Genomic DNA, 24,499 nt, shown 5'->3' with positions numbered 1-24,499 from the left:
ATCGACTTGCCACGCCGGCTCACCGCCGCCGGGCGATGCCGCCCATTCTAAGGCGTGCCGCGGACTTGGCGAGGACGGCGGCTCCCGGAGGTCGCGCCGCGCTCCGGGAGCCGGCCCCGGGCTATTTCTTCTTCTTGCCGTTGTCGCGCGGCTTGGCCGGCTCGCCCTTGTCGCCGAAGTTCTCCATCAGCGTCTTCATGTCCTCGGCGTGCTCCTCCTCGACCGCGAGGATTTCCTCGAGCATGCGCTTGGTGGTGGTGTCGCGATCGCCGACGTAGTTGATGATCTCGCGATAGCTGTCGATCGCGATGCGCTCGGCGACGAGGTTCTCCTCGATCATCGCGGCGAGGTCGTCGGGCACGACGAACTCGGAATGGCTGCGCCCGGACAGGCCGTCCGGCTCGAAGTTCGGCGTGCCGTCGAGCTGGGTGATGCGCTCGGCGATGCGGTCGGCATGCTCCTGCTCCTCGCCGGCGTGCTCGAGGAACTCCGCCGCCACGCTCTTGGCGTTGATGCCGGAAGCGAGGTAGTAGTGCGCCTTGTAGCGCAGCACGCAGACGATCTCGGTGGCGAGCGCTTCGTTGAGGAGCTTGAGCACCGTCTCGCGGTCGAGCGAGTAGCTGTCGGTGACGGCGCCGCGCTCCATGTGTGCGCGGGCGCGCCGGCGGATCGTCTGGATGTCGGAAAGAAAGGGCTTGTCGTTGCCGAGTTTCGCGGCCATGCCTGCCTCCTGAGGGTGGGATGCCGGATCCGTGCGTACGCACGCTCTGGTTCCGGCATCGTACGCCGGCTGCATGTCCTTGCGCTGACTGACGCGGTTGCGCCCGCCCGCATCGATCGAAACCGCCGCCCGAAGCGGCCGATCAGGCGCGCGCCGCCGCTCTCGGTGCGCTGCGCGAGGTCTCCTCGGTGGCCGCTGTCGCGTCGGACCGGCGCACGGCACGGCCGAGCAGTCCGCGCACGGCGGCGCCGAGGTCGACGCCGTTGCGCAGCCGGATTTCGCCCGCCACCGGGCCGATGCGGGCGAAGAAGCCCGCGAGCAGATCGCGGTATTCCTGCAGCCCCGCCTCGTCGGTGCCGTGGCGGAACCACAGGCCCTGCCAGTGGCGCACGAACAGTCCGGCCAGATGCGCGACTTCCTGCAGCCGCGGATGCGGCTCGGCCTCGCCGAGCAGGAAGGTGATATGGCCGCGCAGTTCCCAGTAGCTCATCGGCGACTGGCTGTTGACCGTCTCGAACGCGAGCGCCGGCGCAGCGGCCTGCGGCTGCGGCGCGACGAAACGCGGCGACCAGCCCTGCGCAGGCGCCGTGTGCGGCCGGCCGGCGTTGACCAGGTCCCAGAACAGCGGACCGCCGACCGTGTCGACGACCAGATGCACGCGCGCGCGGTCGGCGTCGTTGAGCACGTGATGCATGCGCCAGGTGTCGAAGATCCAGCACTCGCCCTCGGCCATGTTGATCTGCGCATCGCCGCAGGAGAAGCGCACGGTCGGCTGCGTCACGATCGGCACGTGCACGCGCACGCGCTCGTTCCAGTAGTAGTCGAGGTCGACGTGTTCCTCGACCTCCGCGCGGCCGGAGAGGCGCATCAGGCGGATGCGCCCGAGCACCGCGCCGAGGTTGCCGAGCACCTGGCGCAGGTACGGACTGCGTTCGAGCGCCGGCGTTGGCCGCATCGGCCCCTCGAGCGCGTCGCCGCGCGCCGGATCGCCGCCGACGGCCGCGAGCGGCAGCGCCGAGTTGCCGGGCATGCCGCTCGGGTGCGGCCGCCACAGGCTCTCGTCGAACGCGGCGATCTCGGCCGCCAATGCGGACGCGTCGAACGACAGCGGCAGCTGGATGAAGGGAACCGGAAGTTTCATGCGCGGATCATAGCCGCTTCACGCGCGCCGATAGACCTCAGCGCCCTGCTCGCGGAACTCGGCGGCCTTTTCCGCCATGCCGTCGGCCAGCGCGTCCGCGTCGCCGACGCCGTGCTCCCTGGCGTAGTCGCGCACGTCCTGGGTGATCTTCATCGAGCAGAACTTCGGACCGCACATCGAGCAGAAGTGCGCGCTCTTGTGCGCGTCCTTCGGCAGCGTCTCGTCGTGGAATTCCTTCGCTTTCTCCGGATCCAGGCCGAGGTTGAACTGGTCGTCCCAGCGGAACTCGAAGCGCGCCTTCGACAGCGCGTTGTCGCGCGCCTGCGCGGCGGGGTGGCCCTTGGCGAGGTCGGCCGCGTGCGCGGCGATCTTGTAGGTGATGATGCCGTCGCGCACGTCCTGCTTGTCGGGCAGGCCGAGGTGCTCCTTCGGCGTCACGTAGCAGAGCATTGCAGTGCCGTACCAGCCGATCATCGCCGCGCCGATCGCCGAGGTGATGTGGTCGTAGCCGGGCGCGATGTCGGTGGTCAGCGGCCCCAGCGTGTAGAACGGCGCCTCGCCGCACTTCTCCAGCTGGCGCTCCATGTTCTCCTTGACCAGGTGCATCGGCACGTGGCCGGGCCCTTCGATCATCGTCTGCACGTCGTGCTTCCAGGCCACGTTCGTCAGCTCGCCGAGCGTGTCGAGTTCGGCGAACTGCGCGGCGTCGTTGGCGTCGGCGATCGAGCCCGGACGCAGCCCGTCGCCGAGCGAGAAGGCCACGTCGTAGGCCTTCATGATTTCGCAGATTTCCTCGAAGCGCTCGTACAGGAACGATTCGCGGTGGTGCGCCAGGCACCACTTCGCCATGATCGAGCCGCCGCGGCTGACGATGCCGGTGACGCGGCGCGCGGTCAGCGGCACGAACGGCAGGCGCACGCCGGCGTGGATGGTGAAGTAGTCCACGCCCTGCTCGGCCTGCTCGATCAGCGTGTCGCGAAACAGCTCCCAGGTCAGATCCTCGGCGACGCCGCCAACCTTCTCCAGCGCCTGGTAGATCGGCACGGTGCCGATGGGGACGGGCGAGTTGCGCAGGATCCATTCGCGCGTCTCGTGGATGTGCTTGCCGGTGGACAGGTCCATCACCGTGTCGGCGCCCCAACGGATCGCCCACACCATCTTCTCCACTTCCTCGGCGATCGAGCTGGTCACCGCGGAATTTCCGATGTTCGCGTTGATCTTCACCAGGAAGTTGCGGCCGATGATCATCGGCTCGCTTTCCGGATGGTTGATGTTGTTGGGGATGATCGCGCGGCCGCGCGCGACCTCCTCGCGCACGAATTCCGGCGTGATGCGCTTCTGGATCGCCGCGCCGAACGACTGGCCGGGATGCTGCCTGAGCAGATGCGCCTCGCGGATCGCCTCGATGCGCTGGTTCTCGCGGATCGCGATGTATTCCATCTCCGGCGTGACGATGCCGCGGCGCGCGTAGTGCATCTGCGACACGTTCGCGCCGGACTTCGCCACGCGCGGCTTGGGGATGTTCGGGAAGCGCACGTCGGCGAGCGAAGGCGCGCTGGCGTGCCGGCGCGTGAACGGCGAGCTGAAATCGGCGAGCCGCTCGGTGTCGCCGCGTTCGGCGATCCAGGCCGCACGCAACGCCGGCAGTCCGGCGGCGAGATCGACGCGGTAATCCGGATCGGTGTACGGCCCGGAGGTGTCGTAGACCGCGAACGGCGCGTTCTTCTCGGCGCCGAACAGCGACGGCGTGTCGGACAGCGCGATTTCGCGCATCGGCACGCGCAGGTCCGCCCGCGAGCCCTCGACGTGGATCTTGCGCGAACCCGGGATCGGCCGCGTGACGGTTTCGGAAAGTTCGGCGGTGGCGCGCAGCAGCTCGGCGGGCACGGCGTTCATCGGCTGGGATCTCGGCTTCGGTGAAGGAATCCGCACGAGACGTGCGGGTCGTGGCGAGAAACTCGCCTGCCGAAGCGGAGACGCGACGTCGGCCCATGGCCTCCGTCCGCGAAGCTCCCTACGCCGGTACCAACCGGATCAGGTTCGAAGGGACTCTCTCAGCCGGCCGCGCCGGCACCCCCGCTTCGAGGCGCATTGAAGCACGTTCGCCCAAGCGCGACCACCCGCGGCGTTTCGCGCCGCGGCGCCGGCCGACTACAGTCGCATGGTCGAAGGAGAACGGACGAAGGGGCACGGATGAAGATAGGCATCGTCGGCTACGGCAGCGCCGGACAGGCGGCGGCGCTGTTTCTCGCCCGCGAGGGGCACGCGATCGAGATCTTCGAACGCAGCTCCGAACTGCGCCCGGTCGGCGCCGGTTTCCTGCTGCAGCCGACCGGCCTCGGCGTGCTCGACGCGCTCGGCCTCGGCGCGGACGTCCGCGCATGCGGGGCGCGCATCGAACGCCTGCACGGCGCGAACGCGGCCGGGCGCGCGGTGATGGACATGCGCTATGCCGAGTTCGCCGCCGACGCCAGCGGCCTCGGCATGACGCGCGGCGCTCTGTTCGCGCTGCTGCACGAACGCTGCCGCCAGGTCGCGGCGATCCGCACCGGCGCGCGCATCGCTTCGATCGCCGCGGACGGACGCCACCTCGTCGACGGGAACGACGTCGCCCACGGCCCCTACGACCTGATCGTGGTCGCCGACGGCAGCCATTCCGCGCTGCGCACGTCGAGCGGCCTGCTCGTGCGCGAACGCCTGTATCCGTGGGGCGCAATGTGGTGCCTGCTGCCGGCGGACGACTGGGCGCATCCGTCGGAACTGCGCCAGCGCTACGACGGCACGCGCACGATGCTCGGCGTGCTGCCGGTCGGCAGCCGCCCCGGCGACGCGGACGGACGCCGCTGGCTGACCTTCTACTACAGCCTGCCCGGCGCCGCTGTCGAGGGCTTCGATCGCGCCGCGCTGGCGCGCATGCAGGGCGAGGTCGCCGCGCTCTGGCCGGAGCTGGCCGAACGCACCAACGCGCTGGACGATCCGGGCCTGCTCAATCGCGCGCGCTATCGCGACGTCGTGCTGCGCCGGCCGTGGCGCGAACGCGTCGTCTACGTCGGCGACGCCGCGCACGGCATGAGCCCGCAGCTCGGCCAGGGCGTCAACATGGCGCTGCTCGACGCGCAGGCGCTGGCCGCCGCGCTCGCCGCGCGCGGCGACCTCGCCGCGGCGCTCGACGACTACGCGCGACGGCGGGCGCGCCACGTCGCGATCTACCAATTCCTCAGTCGCTGGCTGACGCCGCTGTTCCAGTCCGACGCGGCCCTGCTCGCGCCGCTGCGCGACGCCTGCTTCGGCCCGCTCGGTCGCCTGCCGCTGGCCAAACGGCACATGCTGCGCATTCTCGCCGGCGACAAGCGCCGCTGGTGGTGAGCGCCGGAACGCGGCCGTGTTCCGGCACGGACGGCGACGATCGCGCCCGCCGCAGCGTCCATTGAAACGAACGCGCTGCGGCGCCTACCGTGAATTCCCATGCCAGCGAGGTGTCCCATGAAACGTCCGATCCGCCGCCCGATTATCCTTTTCGCGCTGCTCGCCGCGGCGCTGCTCGCCGGCTGCGCCACGGCGCCGGCGGATCCGAACGCCGCCGCACGCGTCAATGTCGACTGGACCAGCCCGGAGGCCTTCGCCGACGTGCGCGAAAATCCGGGGCCCGGCGTCGGTCGCCAGAAGCCCGAGGAATGGCTGCCGACGCTGGCGAAATACCTGCGCGGCCGCGCCGATTCGATGCTGCCGGCGGGCGAGCATCTCGCCGTCACCTTCACCGACATCAAGCGCGCCGGTTCCTACGAGCCCTGGCGCGGCCCGCAGTGGAACGACGTGCGCGTGGTCAAGGACATCTACCCGCCGCGCATCGACCTGCGCTTCACGCTGACCGACGCGAGCGGCAAGGTGCTCGGCGAAGGCGAGCGCAAGCTGACCGATCCGGGCTATCTCACCCGCGGCACGATCGACAACGACGATCCGCTGCGCTACGAGAAGCGCATGCTCGACGACTGGCTGCGGCGCGAGTTCGCGGCGCCGGCGCGCTGATCGACCGGGCGATCGGCCCGGCGCCGGGGAGCCCCGCTCGCCGGCCGTGCCGCTCGTCGCGGAACATCGCCTCGTCGTCGGGATCGAGACGGGTCGAGGAACGCGGCGCGAACCGCACCGGCGCACCGTCAGGGCGATCTGCTGCGCTGGCGTAGCGCGGCTATCCGCTGGCGCGCACGCGCGGCACAATGCGCGTTCGTCGCCAGGATCGCTCATGGACACCCAGCACCCCGACCTCCACCCGCTGTTCGCCGACCACCTCGCCACGCTGAAGGCGCGCGCCGACAAGGCGCTGCTGCGCGGCGGCTTCGATCACCTGGTGATCGCCGCCGGCCGGCCCACGCTGCAGTTTCTCGACGACCGCCCGTATCCGTTCGCGGTCAATCCGCACTTCAAGCACTGGCTGCCGGTCACCAAGGCGCCCGATTCCTGGATCGTCTACACGCCGGGCCGCAAGCCGAAGCTGATCTACCTGCAGCCGCACGACTACTGGCACGTGGTGCCGGAGTCGCCGGCCGGCTACTGGGTCGAACACTTCGACATCGCGATCATCCGCGAGGCGGACGAGGCACGCGCGCTGCTGCCGAACGACGCCGCGCGCTGCGCGGTCATCGGCGAGGCGCACGCCGCGCTGGACGGCTTCGCGCCGAACAATCCGCCCGACGTGCTGAACTACCTGCACTACCAGCGCAGCTACAAGACGCCGTACGAGCTGGCGATGATGCGCGTCGCCAGCAAGATCGGCACGCGCGCGCACCGCGCTGCCGAACGCGCGTTCCGCAGCGGCGTTTCGGAATTCGACATCCACGTCGCCTACATGGGCGCGGCGCGCCAGGGCGACAACGAACTGCCCTACTCCAACATCATCGCGCTCAACGAGCACGCCGCCGTGCTGCACTACATGGAACTCGGCCACGCGCCGCCGGCGCACGCGCATTCGTTCCTGATCGACGCCGGCGCCAGCTTCCACGGCTACGCCAGCGACATCACGCGCACCTACGCGGCCGACGGCGCCGACGAGTTCCGCGCGCTGATCGACGCGGTCGACGCCGCGCAGCAGGGCCTGTGCGCGAAGGTGCGCGCGGGCCAGAGCTATCCGGAACTGCACATCCACGCGCACCACGTGCTCGCCGGCATCCTCAAGGAACACGGCTTCGTGCGCATGAGCGCGGAGAGCGCGGTCGAATCGGGCGTCTCCTCGGCGTTCTTCCCGCACGGCCTCGGCCATCCGATCGGGCTGCAGGTGCACGACGTCGCCGGCTTCCAGGCCAGCGACAGCGGCGGCACCCTCACGCGGCCGCCCGGCCATCCGTATCTGCGCATGACGCGCGTGCTCGAACCGGGCATGGTCGTCACGATCGAGCCGGGCCTGTACTTCGTCGACATGCTGCTGGCCAAGCTCAAGGACCAGCCGCTGGCGAAGGAGATCGACTGGGCCAGGATCGAGGCGTTCCGCCGGTACGGCGGCATCCGCATCGAGGACGACGTGGTCTGCACCGACGGCGAACCGGAGAACCTGACCCGCGACGCGTTCGCGGCGCAGTCGCAAGGGGCGGCGACTTGATCATTTCCCACCGGCACCGCTTCGTCTTCGTCGCCATTCCGAAGACCGGCACGCATTCGGTCCGCCAGGCGTTGCGCGCGATCCTCGACCCGGAGGATCTCGAGCAGGTCGGCCTGTTCGTGCGCAAGCGTTTCCCGTTCCCGCAGCTGGCCAACATCCCGCACGGCCACATCAGCGCCGCGCAGATCCGCCCGGTGCTCGGCGAGGAAACTTTCGCCAGCTATTTCAAGTTCGCCTTCGTGCGCAATCCGTTCGACCGCTTCGTGTCGTACTGCGCCTTCGTCAGCCGCGACACCGGCGACTTCGAGCGCGCGCCGCTGGCCTTCATGAAATACGTGATCCGCGAACTGCGTCCGTTCGACCACATCCTGTTCCGGCCGCAGTGCGAATTCCTGGTCGACGCCGACGGCCGGCTGCTGACCGACTACGTCGGGCGCACCGAGGAGATGCAGGCGTCGTATGATGCGATCTGCACGCAGCTGGGCGTCGCGAGCTCGACGCTGGAGCGCGTCAACGCCTCCTCGCACCGACCGTACGCGGCCTACTACGACGACGAGCTGATCGCGATGGTCGGGCAGCTCTATCGCGACGACCTCGCCCTGTTCAATTACCGATTCGATCCGCATGCACGCCAACCCGCGCAAGACCAAAGCCGTCAGATTCCTGGGTCCGGTTGACCTGGGCGGCGTCCGCGACGAGATCCTCGCGATCCCGGAAGAGATCTGGGCGCGCGAGAACGCGAGCAAGCCGAACAAGTTCGGCGCGCTCGACCAGACGCAGCACATCATCTTCCGCTTCGTCTCCAGCTTCGAGGACTGGCGCCAGTCCTACGAGACGCCGCTGTGGTCCGACTGGAAGTCGCGCATCGAGCCGCTGCTCGCGCAGGCGACCAGGCCGTACGGCTACGCCAACGGCGCGTTCCCGCGCGTCATGCTGGCCAAGATGCCGCCGAACGGCATCATCCATCCGCACGTCGACGCCAATCCGGCCGCGCGCTGGCCGCACAAGATCCACATCCCGATCCTGACCAATCCGGGCGTCGCGTTCTATGTCGAGCCGGAAACCTACCACTTCGAAGTCGGCCAGGCCTACGAGGTCAACAACCTCGGCCGCCACGCGGTGCACAACGGCGGCGGCGAGCCGCGCATCCACCTGATCTTCGAGTACTACGACGTCGACCAGGCCTAGAACGCCACGCGGCGATACCCAGCGCGCAGGCGCAGCGCTACCCTGAACGGATGACCGCACCCGAGCATCGATTCGGCGAGTTCCGCCTCGCCCCCGGCGCGCGCGAACTGTGGCGGGGCGGGCAGCTGATCGCCCTGCCGCCGAAGTCGTTCGATTGCCTGGCCTATCTGATCGAGCATCGCGAACGCGCGGTCGGGCGCGACGAGCTGATCAGCGCGGTGTGGGGACGCACCGACGTCAGCGACGACCTGCTCGCGCAGACCCTGCTGCGCGCGCGCCGCGCGGTCGGCGACACCGGCAACGAGCAGCGTGCGATCCGCACCGTGCCGCGCTTCGGCTATCGCTGGATCCTGCCGCTCGAGGAGATCGCCGGGCCGGCACCGGCGCACCCGTCCGATGCCGCGCCACCGACGCCGGCCGCCGCGGCGGCGCGCGCGCGCCGCGGCTGGTCCGCGCTGCTGTTGCCGCTCGCTCTCGCCGTCGCCGCGCTCGCCGTCTGGCAATGGCGCGAACACGCCGCGCCGCCGCCGAAATCCGCCGCCGGCGGCGTGCTGGTGCTGCCGGTGCAGCGCGAGGGCGGCGACAACGAAAGCGCATGGCTGCGCCTCGGCGCGATGGACTACATCGCCACGCAGCTGCGCGAACGCGCGCGCCTGCAAGTGCTGCCGAGCGAGCAGACCCTGCTGCTGATCGGCCACGACACCGACCCCACCGACGCCGGCGCGCTGCACCGGCTGGAACTGGCCACCGGCGCCGGCTACGTGCTCGCGCCGAGCGCCACGTTCGAACACGGCGAGTGGAAGTTCCTGCTCGACGCCTACCACGACGGCGGCGTGCGCAGTTTCGAGGCGAGCGGCGCCAATCCGCTGGAAGCCGCGACGATCGCGGTGGAACGCTTCGTCGCCGACCTCGGCCTCGGCACGCGCGAACCGGCCGCGGGCACGATGGCGAGCGAACCGCTCAAGCGCATCGACGCGGCGATGCTGGCCGGCGACCTCGACGCCGCGCGCCGCCTGGTCGACGCGCTGCCCGCCGCCGCGCGCCGGGATCCGGAAACGGCGGTGCGGATCGGCCAGATCGCGTTCCGCGCCGGCCAGCTGCAAGCCGCCGGCGAGGCGTTCGCGCCGCTGGCGACGGCGGCGACGACCGCCTCGGTGCGCGCGCAGGCCTTGATGGGGCTCGGCGCGGTCGCCGTGCGCCAGGCGCACTTCGACGACGCGGAGCGGCACTACTCGGCGGCGATCGCGGCGCTGGCGCAATCCAACGAGGCGCCGCCGGACCTGGTCGGCAGCGCCTACAGCGGCCGCGGCGCCGCGCAGGCGGCGCGCAACCGCTTCGACGCCGCGCTGGCCGACTTCGGCCGCGCGCGGGTCGAACTCGACCGCGCCGGCGACCGCACCGGCACCGCCACGGTCGACGTCAATCTCGGCCTGCTCGAAGGCAATCGCGGCCACTACGCCGATGCGGTGCAGGCCTTCGACCGTGCGATCGCGGTGTTCACGCGCTTCGGCGTGCGCGACCACCTCGCCGCCGCATTGCTCGGCAAGACCAATGCGCAGCTGGCCCTGCTCGACGGCGCCGGCGCGCTGGCCGCCAGCGCGCGCGCCGAGGAACTCGCCGCGCAACTGGAAAACCCGCTGCTGAAGCGCCGCATCGCGGCCGCGCGCTGCGCCGCCCTGATCGCCAACGGCGAGCTGGACGCGGCGCAGGCCAAGCTCGACGCAGGCGGGCGCGACGCTGCGGACGGCGCCGAATTCGACCTCCTGCGCGCGCGCCTGCGGCTCGAGCGCGGCGACGTGGCCGGTGCCACACAACGCGCCGGCGCGGCGCTGACGCGGGCGGCGGAGCGGCAGGAAGACTTGAACGCCGGCGACGTGGTGCAGCTCGCCGTCGTCGCGACACGGCGCGGCGCCGCGCCGGCGCTGCTGGACCAGGCGCTGGCACGCGCGCGGCAGGACGAGCCGAACGACCCGCGCGTCGACGTCGACCTCGCCCGCCGCCTCGGCCGCGCGCAGCAGCTCGCGCTGCAAGACGATCCCGCCGCCGCCCAGGCCTACGCCGACGCGTTCGCCGAGGCCGACCGGCACGGCGCACCCGAGGCCTTCGTCGCCGCGGCGATCGCCTATGCCGACTACCTGGTCCGCCACCGGCAGGCCGAACTCGCGGCGACCGTGGTCGGACGCCTGGCGCCGTACGCCGAACGCGACTACGGCGCCGCCCGCGCCGTCGCCGCGCTGTATCGCGCGCTCGGCAACAGCGGCTTCGCGGGCGACGCGGAGGCGCGCGCGAAGCGCCTGGCGGGCGAGCGCGATCCACGCCTGCCGCTGTAGCCAAGTGGCTGAAAAGGCGCGTTTTCAGCCCGCTGTCAGGCAACGTTCAACGCGCTTTCAAGGGCGCGCCAGGGCGGACTCATGCGTTCGACGCGGCGTCGGCGGAGAGTCGGCGGCATGTCGCTGCGCCTCGCCATCGCCCTGCTGCTGTCGCCCCTGCCGGCGATGGCCGAAGGTTTCCTCGCGCTCGATCTGCCCGGCAGCCAGCTGACCGCGCTCGCCGACGACGGCCGCAGCGCCGCCGGCAGCCTCGCCGGCAGCGCCGGCGGCGGCTTCCGCTGGCGGCAGGGACACGGCGCGCAGACCTTGCCGCACGCGGTTTCCGTGCGCGGCATCTCGCCGTCCGGCCGCTACGTCGCCGGCTCCTCGCTCGACGAGAACGCCGACGAGGTCGCGACCTGGTGGGATGCCGCCGCAGACGCGCACCGGATCGCCGGACTGCCGGGCGCGCACAGCATCGGCCGCACCATCGACGACACCGGCCAGCTCGGCGGCATCGCGCACGATCGCGACGACCGGCGCATCGCGTTCTCGTGGACGGCGGCCGGCGGCCTGCAGGCGTACGAGTCCGCGCCGACCTCCGCCCCTGCCGGCGAAGCGGCGCAGGCGTCGTCGCTTTCCGAGCCCCTGACGTCCGCCGAAGAAAACACCGTGGATTCCCGCGTTCGAGCGGCCGACATCGACGAGGACGTGCGGACCCTTCCTCGCTGCCCCGGCGTCGCCGAAGGCTCCGCCGAACTTCCCGCGCCGCTCGAATTCGTCGCCGCGAGCCGCGACGGCGCCCTGCGCGTCGGCCACGCCGGCAGCAGCCGCCAGCGCCGCGCGGTCGTATGGACCGCGCGGGAAGGCACGCAGCGGCTCGACGTCTTCCTCGCCGCGCACGGCGTCGAGGTGCCGCGCGACTGGACCCTGGTCGCCGCAACCGCCGTCGACGCCGATGCACGCCGCATCGGCGGCTACGGCCTGCGCCAGCATCGTTTCGATTCGTTCATCGCCGAGTTGCCGGCGAGCGTGCGGATCCTCTGCGATTCATCCACCCCGCCGACGGCATCGCAGCGCCGGAAACCCACCGATCAGAGCATCCCCAGCCAGGAGATCACGCCATGAAATCGTCCTCGTTCCGTCACGCCGGGCTCGCCGTCGCCGTGTTCGGCGCCGCCGCCGCGCTCGGCCCCGCGTGCGGCCATGCCCAGTGGTCCGCCAACCCTGGCGACAATCTGATCGTCGCCGACGAATACGCCGACCAGACCCAGCCGAAGATCGTCGCCACGCCGGACGGCGGCTACTACGTGAGCTGGTTCGACGACATCGCGCACGGCTTCGGCATCCATCTCCAGCGCCTCGATGCGCAGGGCAACGAGCTGTGGGAGCACGACGGCATCCTGGTCGCCGAACGCCAGCTCGGCTTCACCTACGACTACGGCCTCGCCATCGACGCCGACGGCAACGCCTACCTCGGATACAACTGCTGCGCGAACAACTCCGACGACGAGCACATCGCCGTCAGCAAGGTCACGCCCGACGGCACGCTGGAGTGGGGCGCCGCCGGCATCACGGTGTCGGCGCCTGCCTCGACGGAACGGCCGTACGCCGCGCATCTGGCGATGACCAGCGACGGCTTCGTCGCGGTCGCCTGGAGCGTCGATCCGAACTTCATCCGCGTGCAGAAGCTCGACGTCGACGGCGCCGCGCAGTGGACCCAGGGCGGCGTGGCGGTCAACCCGCCGAACGGCCTCGCGCTGCTGGCCGACATCGAGCCGTCGGACGCCGGAAACGTGATCGTGTCGTGGTCGAACCAGGCCGGTCCCGCGCGCACGCTGCGCGCGCAGAAGCTCGCCGCCGCCGACGGCGCCGGGCTGTGGGGCACCGGCGGCGTGCGCGTGTTCGGCCAGGGCGGACTGCAGATGGGGTATTTCCCCGAGTTCATCGACGCCGGCGACGGCGGCGCGGTGTTCTACGACTACGACGTCGTCGGCGTGCGCTTCTTCGCGCGCGTGCAGCGTCTCGACGCGAACGGCGCGCCGATGCTCGATCCGAACGGCGTGCTGACCACCACCGACACCGTCAACGACCACGTCGCCACAGCGGCCGCGTTCGACCGCGCCAGCGGCGACATCTACGCGATTTGGATCGACACCGTGCAGCGCGACGACATGCAGGTCTACGACGGCGTATACGCCCAGCGCGTCGACGCCAGCGGCCAGCGCCAGTGGGGCGACACCGGCAAGGAACTGGTGCCGATGGCCATCGCGACCGACGGCACGCACTCGATCTCGCAGCTGACCGCGGTGTCGGCGCCGTCGCTGCTCGGCGGCCCGCGCGGCGGCTTCATCGGCAGCTGGACGACCGGCGCGATTCCGGCTCCGGACCAGCCGATCACTGCCACCCGCCTCGACCAGAGCGGCAACTACGTGTGGGACGCACAGAACGTGGCGATCAAGAACGCGCGTCCCACGGGCCGCACGGTGGCCGTGAAGGGCGCTTCCGGAAACGCCGTCATCTATGCGTGGCAGGACGGTGCCGACGGCGCGACGACGATCCGCGTGCAGAACCTGCGCGGCGACGGCACGCTCGGCAATCCGATCCTCGATCGCATCTTCGCCGACGGCTTCGACGGAGGCTGAGCGCCCGACGCCGGCTTCGGACGCGATCGGCGCCTCCTCCCGGCGCCGATCGCCTCCACGAGGCGCTGCCGTGCCACGCGTCGATTTCTTCCCATTGTTCCCTTTGCGACACCAGGTCGCACGACAAAACCCGCCCATCGGCGTAGCCTTGGGCGCGTCGTGGACAGCCAGCCTCCACCGCCCGCCTACTCCTGGTTCCGCAGCCGCGGCGGCCGGCGCTTCGGCCGCGAATTCGCCGCGATCGTGCTGCTCAAGCTGCTCGCGCTGATCCTGCTCTGGTTCTTCTGCATCCGGCCGCTGCCGCGCGCGGACACCGCGCCGCCGGCGGTGCGCAATCACCTGCTCGCCCCCGCTTCGGAGACCGCGCATGATCGATGAGTCCGTCGTCGCGCTGTCGCGCCTGCAGTTCGCGCTGACCGCCCTGTACCACTTCCTGTTCGTGCCGCTGACGATGGGCCTGGCGTGGATGCTGGCGATCATGGAAGCGGTCTACGTGATGACCGGGCGCGAGATCTGGAAGCGCATGACGCAGTTCTGGGGCGTCCTGTTCGGCATCAACTTCGCGATGGGCGTCGCCACCGGCGTGACGATGGAGTTCCAGTTCGGCACCAACTGGGCCTACTACTCGCACTACGTCGGCGACATCTTCGGCACGCCGCTGGCGATCGAGGGCCTGATGGCGTTCTTCCTCGAGGCGACCTTCATCGGCCTGTTCTTCTTCGGCTGGGATCGCCTCTCGCGCGTCAAGCATCTGATCGTGACGTTCCTGCTCGCGCTGGGCACGAACCTGTCGGCGCTGTGGATCCTGATTGCCAACGCATGGATGCAGAACCCGGTCGGCAGCGAGTTCAACGTCGACACGATGCGCATGGAGATCACCTCCTTCAGCGAGGTGTTCTTCAATCCGGTGGCGCAGTCGAAGTTCGTGCACACGGTCAGCGCCGGCTACGTCGTCGGCGCGATGTTCGTGCTGTCGATCAGCGCCTGGTACCTGCTCAAGGGCCGCAACGTCGAATTCGCCAAGCGCTCGATGACGGTGGCGGCGAGCTTCGGCCTCGCCGCCGCGCTCAGTGTGGTCGTGCTCGGCGACGAGTCCGGCTACACCGTGTCGGAAAACCAGAAGATGAAGCTCGCCGCGATCGAGGCGATGTGGGAGACCGAACCCGCGCCGGCCTCGTTCACCGCGTTCGGCTTCCCCGACGTGGAGCAGCGCAAGACGCACTTCGCGATCCACATCCCGTGGGTCATGGGCATCATCGGCACGCGCTCGCTGGACCGCGTGCTGCCCGGCATCCGCGAGCTGGTCGCCGAGGCGCAGACGCGCATCGCCGACGGCACCAAGGCCTACGCCGCGCTGCAGCGGCTGCGCGCGAACCGCGACGACGCCGAGGCGCGCGCCGAATTCGAGCAGTACAAGAAGGATCTCGGCTACGCGCTGCTGCTGCATCGCGTGGCGGCGGATCCGGCCGCGGCCACGCCGGCGCAGATCGCCAAGGCGGCGGCCAGCACGATTCCGGACGTGCCGGTGCTGTTCTGGGCGTTCCGCATCATGGTCGCCTGCGGCTTCTGGTTCATCGCGCTGTTCGCCTATTCGTTCTGGCTGTCTTCGCGGCGCCAGCTCGACCGCCACCGCTGGTACCTCAAGGCCGCGCTGTGGAGCCTGCCGCTGCCGTGGCTCGCCGCCGAACTGGGCTGGATCGTCGCCGAGTACGGCCGCCAGCCATGGGCGATCGAGGGCGTGCTGCCGACCGCGCTCGGTGTGTCCTCGGTATCCGCCAGCCAGGTCGCGATCAGCCTGACCGGCTTCGTCGTCTTCTACACCGCGCTCGCCGTGGTCGACGCGGTGCTGATGCTGAAGTACGCGCGCAAGGGACCGGACGGCCTCGGCATGTGGCCGCCGGCCGCGCCGGAGCCGGTGCCCGACCACGCGGTGATCGAGGGCGCGCGATGAAGCGCCACACCTCGCGCGCAGCGGACTGACACGCGAACGCACGGAGACCGCCATGTTCGACTACGAAACCTTGCGCGTGATCTGGTGGGTGCTGCTCGGCGCGCTGCTGATCGGCTTCGCCGTCACCGACGGCTTCGACCTCGGCATCGCCGCGCTGCTGCGCGTGCTCGGCCGCGACGATGCCGAACGCCGCGCCGTGCTGGAGACGGTCGAGTCGGTGTGGGAAGGCAACCAGGTCTGGCTGATCCTCGGCGCCGGCGCGATCTTCGCCGCCTGGCCGCTGCTCTACGCCGCCGCGTTCTCCGGCTTCTACTTCGCCATGCTGCTGACCTTGCTCGCGTTGATCGTGCGGCCGGTCGGTTTCAACTTCCGCAACAAGTTCGCCGACCCGCGCTGGCGCGGCTTCTGGGACTGGCTGCTGACCGTGCACGGGTTCGTGCCGGCGCTGGTGTTCGGCGTCGCGTTCGGCAACCTGTTCCTCGGCGTGCCGCTGCGCTACGACCAGACGCTGCGCCTGACGTACGACGGCGGCTTCTTCGACCTGCTGCGCCCGTTCCCGCTGCTGGTCGGACTGGTCTCGGTCGCGATGATCCTGCTGCACGGCGCCGCCTGGGTCGCGCTGAAGAGCGACGACGTCGTGCTCGCGCGCGCCGAGCGCGCCGTGCGCGTGCTCGCGCCGACGTTCGTCCTGCTCTATCTCGCCGCTGGCCTGTGGCTGTACTTCGGCGTGACCGGCTACGCCTTGCAGGGCAACCTGTACGACGGGCCGTCGAACCCGCTGGCCAAGACCGTCGTGCAGCAGGGCAACTGGCTGGTCGATTCGCCGCTCGGCGGCTGGGCCGTGCTGGCCGCGATCCTCGCGCTCGTCGCCGCGCTGACGGCGGCATTCCTGACCGGCCGGCGCCGGCATCTGCCGGCCTTCGTCGCCAGCTCGATCGCGGTCGCCGGCACGATCGCCTCGGCCGGACTGGCCTTGTTTCCGTTCCTGCTGCCGTCGAGCCTCGACCCGCGCAGCAGCCTGACCGTCTGGGATGCCTCCAGCAGCCGCACGACGCTCGGCCTGATGCTGCTCGCGACCGTGATCCTGCTGCCGCTGGTGATGGCCTACACGGCATGGGTGTACCACGTGCTGCGCGGCCGCGTGTCGCTGGAGCACGTGCGGCGGACGCACAGTCTGTATTGAGAGAGGGGATTGGTGATTCGTAGAAGCAAGGCCCTCTCCGCGGGTGCCGACACGCTCTTCTCCAATCACCAATCACCAATCACCAATCACCAAACCGGAGTTTTGCCCATGTGGTACTTCAGCTGGATTCTCGGACTCGGGCTCGCGCTGTCGTTCGCGATCCTCAATGCGATGTGGTTCGAGCTGCACGCCGACGACGAATCGCGCCGGCGCGAGCGGACTTGACCGGAGGCGCGCGCGTCGCGTCACGAAATTTCGCCTCCCGCGCCGGTGACGCCCGCCGCGTTCTGCGCTAGCGTGGCGCGGCCGCCCTTGCTGGAACGGTCGCGTGATCCGTCCCCTTCGCGTGTTTCTCCTCGCCCTCGCGTTCTGCCTCGGTTCGAGCGCGATCGTCTGCACCGCGTCACCCGGCAGCAAGGCTCCGCCGGCCGCGCGCAAGTCCAAGCCGAAACCGCCGCCGCCGCGCGATGCGCAGGTCGACCGCTGGCTCGAGATCGCCGGCTTCGGCGAAGTGGCGCTCTACAAACCCAAGGGCGAGCCGCGCGGCCTGGTGCTGTTCGCCTCCGGCGACGGCGGCTGGAATCTCGGCGTGACCGACATGGCGCACGAGGCGGTCGCGCTCGGCTACTGGGTCGCCGGCTTCAGCACACCGCGATTCCTGAAGGAACTCGATGCGGCCGACGCCGCCTGCAGCGACGCCGACGGCCGCCTCGCCGCGCTAGGCCGCGACCTCGCACGTCAGGTCGGCCTGCCGCGCGAAACGCGGCCGGCGCTGATCGGCTACTCCTCGGGCGCGACGGTGGTCTACGCGGCGCTCGCCGCCGACGCCGGCCGGCGCCTCGATGGCGGCATCAGCCTCGGCTTCTGCCCCGACCTCCTGATCCACAAGCCGTTCTGCCCCGGCGACGGCGGCCTCACGGCGCACTGGCAGAAGCAGCCGCCGACCTGGGTGTTCGACAAGCGCGAGACGGTGCACGCGCGCTGGCGCATCCTGCAGGGCGAAAGCGATCAGGTCTGCGATCCGAAGTTCGCGCCCGAGTTCGCCGCCGGACAGAAGGACTCCCTTGCCGTCATGCTGCCGAAGGTCGGCCACGGCTTCGGCGTGCCGAAGAACTGGATGCCGCAGTACCGGCAGAGCCTGGAGGACGTGCTCGCCGGCGGAACGCGGCCGTGACCGCGCTCGCTTCGCCGCTTCGCCGGCGCCGCTGAGCGCGCGCGAACGCTTCCGCCAGCCGCCGCGCCTGCGCACACGCGCAGCTGCGCCGTGCCGGCCACGCTCTCGCGTCGATCGAGCCGGCGTTCGCCGCGCGCTGCGCGCGAACCTCCCTCGCGCGGGCACGGGAACGCGCCTTGCCGAAGCCGTTACACTTTGCAACCTGTCACGGAAGATCGCCAGGCAATGAGCGACGAAACGATCCACGAATCGGCGCCGGCCGCGAAGCACGGCTGGCGCGCGTACCTGCGCTGGCTGGTCCCGCTCGCGTTTCTCTTCCTGGTCGGCTGGCTGCTGGTGCGCGGCATCAGCGAGTTCAACCTGCAGGAGATGCAGCGCACCCTGCTCGAGGTGCCGACGCTGCCGGCCCTGGGCGTCGCCGCGCTGGCGCTGTTCGCGGTGGCCTTCACCGGCTCGATCGACGTCGTCATCGCGCGCTGGCTCGGCGTGCCGATGCCGGTGCGCGAGGTGCTGCGCCTGGCCTTCGTCGCGAACACGCTGTCCAACACGCTGAACCTGTCCGGCGCGGTCGGCTCCGGCGTGCGCCTGCTCGGTCTGTCGGCGCGGCGCGTCGAGCTGCCGGTCGGCGCGGCGCTGATCGGCCTGCAGGTGCTGTCGCTGCCGCTGGGCCTGTCGGTGCTGATCGTCGCCACGCTCAGCCTGGGCCAGACGCCGATCACGCCGGGCGCGACCTCGCGCTGGCTCGCGCTGACGGTGCTGGTCGCCGCGGCGCTGTATCTGCCGGCGTTCTTCGTCCTGACCACGCGGCGGCGCCTGATGCGCTGGCTGCCGCGCGGCATGGCGCTGCCGCCCCTGCGCCTGAAGCTGGGCCTGGCCGTGCTGTCGTTCGTCGACTGGCTGCTCGCCGCCGCGGTGCTGTACGCCTGCCTGTACATGACCGGTGTGCACGTCAGACCCGGCCCGTTGCTCGGCAGCTTCGCCGCGGCGCAGACGCTCGGCCTGCTCAGCCTGATCCCGGGCGGCTTCGGCGTGTTCGACGGGCTGATGCTGCTGGCGCTGACCAGCGAGGGCTACGAGAGCGCGGCGGTGCTGTCGGCGCTGTTCCTGTTCCGCATCGCGTACTACCTGGTGCCGCTGCTGGCCGGGCTGTACTTCGGCTCCGGCATGCTGGCCGAGCGCCTGCCGGCCGTGGTGCGCGCGGGTGCGCGGCTGCGCGCGCATCCGCTGTTCGGCCTGCTCGGGCTCCCCGCCAGCCTGCTCGCCGGCTTCGGCATCCGCGTACTGGCGGTGCTGACCTTCCTCGCCGGCCTGGTGCTGCTCGCCTCGGCGGCGATCCCAAGCGTGCACGAGCACATCGAGGTGGTGCGCGAGCACCTGCCGCTGGCCGCGGTCGAGAGTTCGTACTGGCTGTCGATCGTGACCGGCGTGCTGCTGCTCGGCCTCGGCCGCGGCATCGACGGGCGGCTGCGCGTCGCCTACCGGCTCGCCTCGATCGCGCTGGTGGTCGGCGCGGCGCTGTCGGTGACCAAAGGCCTGCATTTCGGCGAGGCGCTGTTCCTGCTCGCGATCGCGGCGCTGCTGCGCACGCGCAAGCGCGAGTTCACCCAGCGCGCGATGAGCCTGACCTCGCTGACCACGTTCACCTGGTTCGCCGGCCTGATCGCGGTCGTGCTGGCCTTCTTCGCGATCGGCGTGTTCGCCGTGCTCGGCGACGACAGTTTCGACTTCTGGTACTTCGGCCACGGCGAGCATTCCTCCAAGCTCGCGCGCGGCCTGTTCGCTGCCGCGCTGGGCCTGGCGATCTACCTGATCTGGCAATCGTTCTCGGTGCGCCGGCCGCCGCTGAAGCGTCCCGACCGCGCCGAGCTGGAGCGCGCGCGCGAGGTCTACCTCGAACACGGCGGCGGCGAGTTCGCGCACCTGTCGTTCATGGGCGACAAGCACCTGTTCTGGTCCGGCGACCATCATGCCGTGGTCGCCTACGGCGCGGTGCGCGACCGCCTGGTCGCGCTCGGTTCGCCGTGCGGACCGGAGAGCGCGATCAAGCGCGCGATCCTCGACTTCCGCCACTTCGCCGACGCGCAGGACCGCGTGCCGCTGTTCTACGAGGTGCTGGAGCCGGATCTCTCGCTCTACCACGACCTCGGCTTCGACCTGTTCAAGCTCGGCGAACTGGCGACGATCCGGCTGGAGGAATTCACGCTCGCCGGCAAGCGCTGGGAGGACCTGCGCCAGGCGGTCAATCGGTCGGTCAAGGAGCGCCTGACCTTCGAGCTGGTCGAACCGCCGTTCGACACCGTACTGATGAGCGAACTCGAACGCGTCTCGGACAACTGGCTGGCGGACAAGGACGCGCGCGAGAAGAGCTTCTCGCTCGGCCATTTCGACGCCGACTACTTCGCCTGGAGCCCGCTCGCGCTGGTGCGCCGCGACGGCGAACTGCTCGCCTTCGCCAACGTGCTGCCGCCGTACGGCCCGAACGGCACCGCCAGCGTGGACCTGATGCGCCACGTCGACGGCGCACCGCGCGGGACGATGGATTTCCTGTTCGCCAAGGTCATGCAGTGGGCGAAGGAACAGGGCCACGCCAGCTTCAGCCTCGGCATGGCGCCGCTGTCGGCGGTCGGCGACAACCCCTACGCGCGCGTCAACGAGCGCCTCGCCGCGCTGGCGTTCCAGTACGGCGGACGCTTCTACAACTACCAGGGACTGCGGCGCTACAAGGAGAAGTTCGGGCCGGAATGGACCGGTTCGTATCTCGCCTATCCGCGCGGGCTGTGGGTGCCGGGACTGCTGATCGACATCGCCGCGCTCGTCGCCGGCGGCTACCGGCGCTTTCTGTTCGGCGGGAGATAGTTCCGTCGCCGCGCGCCGCGATCGCGGCAGACGAAGAAGATGTTCTCGCAGAGACGCAAAGACGCAGAGGAAAGATTTTTCTCTCTGCGTCTCTGCGAGAGGCCGCTTTTCAGCCGACTCCCCGGGTTCGTGGCTACTGCTTGAATCCGGCAGCCGGCACCGACGTGACGGTGGCCATCCCATCGTTCTTCAGAGTTCCCGCAACGCCGCGGCGCCGCTGACGACGGCGGCGAGATCGTATTTCGCCTTGCGGTCGAACAGGCTCGAATGGTCGGCGTACGTCTGGCCGGGATCGAAGTGCGTGCGCCCGGCGGCGAGACGCACGCTGCGCAGGCACAGCTCCTGCCGTCGCATGCCCACTTCGAGGATCGAGAACAGCAGCGCGCCGCCGCGGCCGAGCTTGGCCGCGTAGCAGTCGAGCCGATGCTCGGCGTCGCCCGCGTAGGCGAGTTCCTCGACCCAGGTCGCGCTGTCCCGGCCGACGTCGAACGCCGGCTCCTCGACGTAGCGAACCAGACTGAATCCCTGCGCCTCCTCGCCCTGGCGCGCGGACAACTGCGCGATCGCGCTCTGCGCCTCGGCCAGCATCCGCTCGCTCGGCCGCGCGGCGAAACCGTTCTCGCGCACGTAGCCGTCGCCGAGCCACTCGATCTCGACGAACCAGGCGTCGTCGGCGCCGAGGTCGACGTCCTCGTGCACCAGCCAGCCGACGCTGGACGGCTCCAGCTCGGTGCCGATTTCCGCGTACAGCGCCAGCAGGCCGGCGCGATCGACGAAACGGAAATGCGGCGGCACCTCGATCGCCGCCTTGGCCGGTTCGATCTCGACGCGTCCGCCGCGCTGCGGCAGCTTGGCCAGCGCGATCGACAGGCGCAGCCGGTCGTCCACGGCATCGGCGACGCGCGCCTTCGGCGCCGGCGACATCGCGCCCGCGTCGGCTTCGCTCGCGTAGACCTCGAGCCGCCGCAGATCCGGCGCGAGCAGCACCCACGACACGCCGAACATCGCGAACGCGGCCAGCAGCGGCACGCGCACGCCGATCTCCCGGTCGTTCCAGTAGCGCGCCAGCACGTACAGCCCGGTCGGCATGAACAGCATCATGCCGACCGCCAGCTTCCTGCTCGCCTGCCACACGCGCGTGACCGTGAACAGGTAGATCAGCCCGGCCAGCGAGAGCAGCAGCAGCGAAGTCATCGAAGGACTCCTAGCGCGGTTCGATGCGCGCGATCTGGCTGCGGCTGAGCGTGTAGGTCGCGTTGCCGCCCACGCGTTTCACGCGCAGCGTCACCTGGCGCGCGTCGGCCGAGCCGACGACGCCACGGTGCACGCGTTCGTTCGCGGTGATGATCGTGACGCGCTGGCCGATCCGCTGCGCCAGCTCGGAGAACGGCAGACCCGCGTCGCGCGCGGGCGCGGCCAGCCATTCCTCGCTCGATGCCGGCGGCGCGACCACCGAGGCGACCACCGGCGCCGGCACCGGCACTGCGGTGGCGACGATCAGCGTTGCCGCCGCCACCGGGGGCGGCGGCGCGGGATCGACGGTCTTTCCGGCACGCTCGGCCCGGATCAGCGCCTCGATGCGCGCCTCGTCCTCCTCCAGCGTGGTCGCGCCCGCCCACGTGGCCACCCAAGCCAAACCCGCGAGCGCCAGGCTCGCCGCGATTCGTGTGCTCATCGTTCCCCCTGAAACGCACAGGCCCTGCACCGGATCGGTGCAGGGCCCGCGCATCACAGCACAAACCGCCGGGGCATTCCGATATCGCGGTCACTGCGCGGCCGGCTGCCGCGCGGCGACCTCAGTACCTCACGGGAACGGGCTGCACGGCGTGTCGAACCCGTCGGCGTAGATCAGCGAACCGATGTTGCGCAGCACGAAGGTGACCGGCGGATAGCCGTCCGCGCCGACCAGCACCGCGCCGATCTCGTACTCGCCCTCGATGTCGTTGGCGATCGCCTGCACGCGCGCCTTGCCGTTCGCGCCGGTGGCGACGGTCAGCGAGGCGCCGCTGGCGACGCCGTCCGACAGCGTCGCCGACGCACCGCTCGCCGGCGCGTCGAAGCGCACCTGCAGGCCCGCGTAGGGCGAACCGTCCGGCTTCGCGACAGCGACTTCCAGCGCGCAGCGGAACGCGGTGTTGATCTCGCCCGACTGCGTGCCGCCGCCGCCCTGGTCGACGGTGGTGCCGTCCGGCAAGGTGTTGCTGAGATCGAAGGTCGTCGGCGTCTCGACGCCGGCGACGCCGGCCGTGGCCGCGTACGAACCCGGCAGCGCGTTCGCCGTCGCGTCGACCGAGGCGAGGCCATTGTCGTCGGTCGTCGCGCTGTCCGCCGACAACATCGCCGAAGCGCCCGAGGTCGGTACGGCGAACGTCACCGCGACGCCGGGTACCGGATTGCCGAACGCGTCGGCGACCTTGGCGACCAGCGGATCGGGGAAAGCCGTCGCGACGTCGGTGCTCTGTTCCGCGCCGGCGCCGAGCGCGTCGATCGCGGCCGGCGCGCCGGCGGTGTTGACCAGCGAGAAGGTGGCCGGCGTGTCGACGCCGATCACGCTGACGCTGACCGTGTAGCTGCCGGCGACGGTGTTCGCCGTGGCCGTGGCGGAGGCGACGCCGTCCGCTCCGGTGTTGACGCTGGTCGCCGACAGGATCGCGCCGGCGCCGCTGGTGGGCGCGGCGAACGTCACGGCGACGCCGGGCACCGGATCGCCGTTGGCGTCGGCGACTTTCACCTTCAACGGCTGTGGGAACGGCTGGCCGACCGTCGCGCTCTGCGTCGTGCCGTCGACCGCGATCACGGAACCGGCGACCGGGTCGATGGCGCTCGCGTCCAGCGTGACCTGGGTGTAGGTGATCGAGCCGAGCAGGTTCGCGGTGAGCAGGCCGCTCGGCGTGCCGAGCAGCTGGACGTCGACGTTGCCGGCGATCGGCGCGGTCACGTCGTGGCGCAGCTGCACCTGGTATTCGTTGGTGCCGATGGTGCTCAGCGAGATCAGCTGCGGCGGCGCGGTGGCGGTCGAGGCCAGGGTCACGCCGCCGGCACGCAGCGCGAGGCCGACGTTGCCGCTGCCGAGCACGCCGAGGTCGAGCACGCCGGCGGCGCTGATGCGCGCGGTGATCGTGTAGCGCTTGCCGACCTCGTAGCCGACCGGCAGCGACTGGCTGAAGTAGCCGCCGTTGTTGACCAGGCCGAGTACGTTGATGCCGAGCAGCCCGCCGACCGTCGCGCCGCCGGACGCGATCGACAGCTGCGGCGGCGCCAGCAGGCCGAGCACGCCGTAGTAGCTGCCGGTCCAAGGCCCCGTGCTGCCGATCGCCACGTCGGTGCCGGATGCGCCGAGCAGGCCGCCGCCGATCGTGCCGACGTTGGTGGCCGAGGAGAAATCGCCGTTCGGAATCGGCACGTTCGCCGCCTGCGCGGCGCCGGCGAACAGGCAGGCGCCGGCGAGCGCGGCGAGGGTGAAAGGAAGGACGCGGCGCCGATGCGGGCGTCGCAGGGTCGACGGGAACAGATCGGTTTTCATGACTCGCCTCTGGTTGCGGATGCAACGCCGGCGAGGAGAGAAAACCGAAAACGCCGCGAGGGAATGCCGCGGAGCGCGCTCGGTCGGCATCCGCAACAGGGCTCGAAGGGCGCGGCGCCGCCTGCGCCGCTTCGCGTCTTGCCTCGTACGGACGCCCCCTTCGTCGCCGACGATTCGATCAGCTTAGGTGGCGGGCCACGGCGCGATGACCTGCATGT

At 70.6% G+C, this 24,499-nt stretch carries 20 protein-coding genes and 1 riboswitch; of the genes, 14 read left to right on the top strand and 6 right to left on the bottom strand.

Going from position 1 to position 24,499, the window contains the following annotated elements:
- Window positions 1-121 precede the first annotated feature (121 nt).
- The 3 genes from J7520_RS04540 to thiC form a co-directional block, all read right to left on the bottom strand.
- Window positions 122-721, bottom strand: a complete 600-nt coding sequence (locus J7520_RS04540) for a ferritin-like domain-containing protein (protein ID WP_291184609.1) — start codon at window positions 719-721, stop codon at window positions 122-124.
- A gap of 142 nt (window positions 722-863) precedes the next feature.
- Complete coding sequence (locus tag J7520_RS04535; protein WP_291184605.1) at window positions 864-1,862, bottom strand: aspartyl/asparaginyl beta-hydroxylase domain-containing protein; 999 nt, start codon at window positions 1,860-1,862, stop codon at window positions 864-866.
- Between the two features lie 18 nt (window positions 1,863-1,880).
- Window positions 1,881-3,758 (bottom strand): phosphomethylpyrimidine synthase ThiC, encoded by a 1,878-nt coding sequence (thiC, locus tag J7520_RS04530; protein WP_291184602.1) that lies wholly within the window; start codon window positions 3,756-3,758, stop codon window positions 1,881-1,883.
- 98 nt (window positions 3,759-3,856) lie between these two features.
- Window positions 3,857-3,950, bottom strand: a riboswitch (TPP riboswitch).
- 105 nt (window positions 3,951-4,055) lie between these two features.
- Between thiC and J7520_RS04525 the strand changes: the two genes are divergently transcribed.
- From J7520_RS04525 to mprF, 14 genes are all read left to right on the top strand, one after another.
- Window positions 4,056-5,228, top strand: a complete 1,173-nt coding sequence (locus J7520_RS04525) for an NAD(P)/FAD-dependent oxidoreductase (protein ID WP_291184599.1) — start codon at window positions 4,056-4,058, stop codon at window positions 5,226-5,228.
- Window positions 5,229-5,345: 117 nt separating this feature from the next.
- Entirely contained in the window at window positions 5,346-5,888 is a 543-nt protein-coding gene (locus J7520_RS04520; RefSeq protein WP_291184596.1) for a DUF3016 domain-containing protein, read from the top strand.
- A gap of 214 nt (window positions 5,889-6,102) precedes the next feature.
- Complete coding sequence (pepQ, locus tag J7520_RS04515) at window positions 6,103-7,452, top strand: Xaa-Pro dipeptidase (RefSeq protein ID WP_291184593.1); 1,350 nt, start codon at window positions 6,103-6,105, stop codon at window positions 7,450-7,452.
- On the top strand, window positions 7,449-8,129 hold the full coding sequence (locus J7520_RS04510) for a sulfotransferase family 2 domain-containing protein (RefSeq protein ID WP_291184590.1): 681 nt from the start codon (window positions 7,449-7,451) through the stop codon (window positions 8,127-8,129). The genes pepQ and J7520_RS04510 overlap by 4 nt, the downstream gene beginning before the upstream one ends.
- On the top strand, window positions 8,077-8,640 hold the full coding sequence (locus J7520_RS04505; RefSeq protein WP_291184587.1) for an aspartyl/asparaginyl beta-hydroxylase domain-containing protein: 564 nt from the start codon (window positions 8,077-8,079) through the stop codon (window positions 8,638-8,640). The genes J7520_RS04510 and J7520_RS04505 overlap by 53 nt, the downstream gene beginning before the upstream one ends.
- 50 nt (window positions 8,641-8,690) lie before the next feature.
- Window positions 8,691-10,970: a transcriptional regulator gene (locus J7520_RS04500; protein WP_291184585.1), complete on the top strand. Its 2,280-nt coding sequence runs from the start codon at window positions 8,691-8,693 to the stop codon at window positions 10,968-10,970.
- Window positions 10,971-11,087: 117 nt separating this feature from the next.
- Window positions 11,088-12,077 (top strand): hypothetical protein, encoded by a 990-nt coding sequence (locus J7520_RS04495; RefSeq protein WP_291184582.1) that lies wholly within the window; start codon window positions 11,088-11,090, stop codon window positions 12,075-12,077.
- On the top strand, window positions 12,074-13,594 hold the full coding sequence (locus J7520_RS04490; protein ID WP_291184579.1) for a hypothetical protein: 1,521 nt from the start codon (window positions 12,074-12,076) through the stop codon (window positions 13,592-13,594). Before J7520_RS04495 ends, J7520_RS04490 begins: the two co-directional genes overlap by 4 nt.
- A gap of 159 nt (window positions 13,595-13,753) precedes the next feature.
- Window positions 13,754-13,972: a cytochrome oxidase putative small subunit CydP gene (cydP, locus tag J7520_RS04485; RefSeq protein WP_291184576.1), complete on the top strand. Its 219-nt coding sequence runs from the start codon at window positions 13,754-13,756 to the stop codon at window positions 13,970-13,972.
- The gene (locus J7520_RS04480) at window positions 13,962-15,545 is read left to right on the top strand and encodes a cytochrome ubiquinol oxidase subunit I (RefSeq protein WP_291184573.1); all 1,584 of its coding nucleotides are present in this window, start codon (window positions 13,962-13,964) and stop codon (window positions 15,543-15,545) included. Before cydP ends, J7520_RS04480 begins: the two co-directional genes overlap by 11 nt.
- 52 nt (window positions 15,546-15,597) lie before the next feature.
- The gene (gene cydB, locus J7520_RS04475) at window positions 15,598-16,728 is read left to right on the top strand and encodes a cytochrome d ubiquinol oxidase subunit II (RefSeq protein ID WP_291184570.1); all 1,131 of its coding nucleotides are present in this window, start codon (window positions 15,598-15,600) and stop codon (window positions 16,726-16,728) included.
- Between the two features lie 108 nt (window positions 16,729-16,836).
- Complete coding sequence (gene cydX, locus J7520_RS04470; protein ID WP_291184567.1) at window positions 16,837-16,953, top strand: cytochrome bd-I oxidase subunit CydX; 117 nt, start codon at window positions 16,837-16,839, stop codon at window positions 16,951-16,953.
- Between the two features lie 103 nt (window positions 16,954-17,056).
- On the top strand, window positions 17,057-17,902 hold the full coding sequence (locus tag J7520_RS04465; protein WP_291184565.1) for a hypothetical protein: 846 nt from the start codon (window positions 17,057-17,059) through the stop codon (window positions 17,900-17,902).
- A gap of 225 nt (window positions 17,903-18,127) precedes the next feature.
- Window positions 18,128-20,758 (top strand): bifunctional lysylphosphatidylglycerol flippase/synthetase MprF, encoded by a 2,631-nt coding sequence (gene mprF / locus J7520_RS04460; protein WP_291184563.1) that lies wholly within the window; start codon window positions 18,128-18,130, stop codon window positions 20,756-20,758.
- Between the two features lie 189 nt (window positions 20,759-20,947).
- On the opposite strand, the gene J7520_RS04455 is transcribed toward mprF, so the two are convergent.
- The 3 genes from J7520_RS04455 to J7520_RS04445 all read right to left on the bottom strand — a co-directional run bounded on the left by J7520_RS04455 (window position 20,948) and on the right by J7520_RS04445 (window position 24,281).
- Window positions 20,948-21,952 carry a DUF2167 domain-containing protein gene (locus J7520_RS04455; protein WP_291184561.1) on the bottom strand — a complete coding sequence of 335 codons (1,005 nt, stop codon included), beginning with the start codon at window positions 21,950-21,952 and terminating at the stop codon, window positions 20,948-20,950.
- Between the two features lie 10 nt (window positions 21,953-21,962).
- Complete coding sequence (locus tag J7520_RS04450) at window positions 21,963-22,433, bottom strand: hypothetical protein (protein ID WP_291184559.1); 471 nt, start codon at window positions 22,431-22,433, stop codon at window positions 21,963-21,965.
- A 129-nt stretch (window positions 22,434-22,562) separates the two neighbouring features.
- On the bottom strand, window positions 22,563-24,281 hold the full coding sequence (locus J7520_RS04445) for an Ig-like domain-containing protein (RefSeq protein ID WP_291184557.1): 1,719 nt from the start codon (window positions 24,279-24,281) through the stop codon (window positions 22,563-22,565).
- Between the last annotated feature and the right edge of the window lie 218 nt (window positions 24,282-24,499).

It is taken from the genome of Dokdonella sp., assembly GCF_017744955.1.
Classification (GTDB): Bacteria; Pseudomonadota; Gammaproteobacteria; order Xanthomonadales; family Rhodanobacteraceae; genus Dokdonella_A.
The sequence above is the reverse complement of the archived record's forward strand: the minus strand, read 5'-3'. Positions and strand labels throughout refer to the sequence as shown.

What these genes read in the sequence shown, in the direction of transcription:
- J7520_RS04525 (WP_291184599.1), top strand. Translation starts at nt 4,056, where the DNA reads ATGAAGATAGGCATCGTCGGCTACGGCAGCGCCGGACAGGCGGCGGCG.
- cydX (WP_291184567.1), top strand. Translation starts at nt 16,837, where the DNA reads ATGTGGTACTTCAGCTGGATTCTCGGACTCGGGCTCGCGCTGTCGTTC.
- thiC (WP_291184602.1), bottom strand. Translation starts at nt 3,758, where the DNA reads ATGAACGCCGTGCCCGCCGAGCTGCTGCGCGCCACCGCCGAACTTTCC.
- J7520_RS04450 (WP_291184559.1), bottom strand. Translation starts at nt 22,433, where the DNA reads ATGAGCACACGAATCGCGGCGAGCCTGGCGCTCGCGGGTTTGGCTTGG.
- mprF (WP_291184563.1), top strand. Translation starts at nt 18,128, where the DNA reads ATGAGCGACGAAACGATCCACGAATCGGCGCCGGCCGCGAAGCACGGC.
- J7520_RS04480 (WP_291184573.1), top strand. Translation starts at nt 13,962, where the DNA reads ATGATCGATGAGTCCGTCGTCGCGCTGTCGCGCCTGCAGTTCGCGCTG.
- J7520_RS04535 (WP_291184605.1), bottom strand. Translation starts at nt 1,862, where the DNA reads ATGAAACTTCCGGTTCCCTTCATCCAGCTGCCGCTGTCGTTCGACGCG.
- J7520_RS04455 (WP_291184561.1), bottom strand. Translation starts at nt 21,952, where the DNA reads ATGACTTCGCTGCTGCTGCTCTCGCTGGCCGGGCTGATCTACCTGTTC.
- J7520_RS04505 (WP_291184587.1), top strand. Translation starts at nt 8,077, where the DNA reads ATGCACGCCAACCCGCGCAAGACCAAAGCCGTCAGATTCCTGGGTCCG.
- J7520_RS04445 (WP_291184557.1), bottom strand. Translation starts at nt 24,281, where the DNA reads ATGAAAACCGATCTGTTCCCGTCGACCCTGCGACGCCCGCATCGGCGC.
- J7520_RS04495 (WP_291184582.1), top strand. Translation starts at nt 11,088, where the DNA reads ATGTCGCTGCGCCTCGCCATCGCCCTGCTGCTGTCGCCCCTGCCGGCG.
- J7520_RS04520 (WP_291184596.1), top strand. Translation starts at nt 5,346, where the DNA reads ATGAAACGTCCGATCCGCCGCCCGATTATCCTTTTCGCGCTGCTCGCC.
- J7520_RS04490 (WP_291184579.1), top strand. Translation starts at nt 12,074, where the DNA reads ATGAAATCGTCCTCGTTCCGTCACGCCGGGCTCGCCGTCGCCGTGTTC.
- pepQ (WP_291184593.1), top strand. Translation starts at nt 6,103, where the DNA reads ATGGACACCCAGCACCCCGACCTCCACCCGCTGTTCGCCGACCACCTC.
- cydB (WP_291184570.1), top strand. Translation starts at nt 15,598, where the DNA reads ATGTTCGACTACGAAACCTTGCGCGTGATCTGGTGGGTGCTGCTCGGC.
- J7520_RS04540 (WP_291184609.1), bottom strand. Translation starts at nt 721, where the DNA reads ATGGCCGCGAAACTCGGCAACGACAAGCCCTTTCTTTCCGACATCCAG.
- J7520_RS04500 (WP_291184585.1), top strand. Translation starts at nt 8,691, where the DNA reads ATGACCGCACCCGAGCATCGATTCGGCGAGTTCCGCCTCGCCCCCGGC.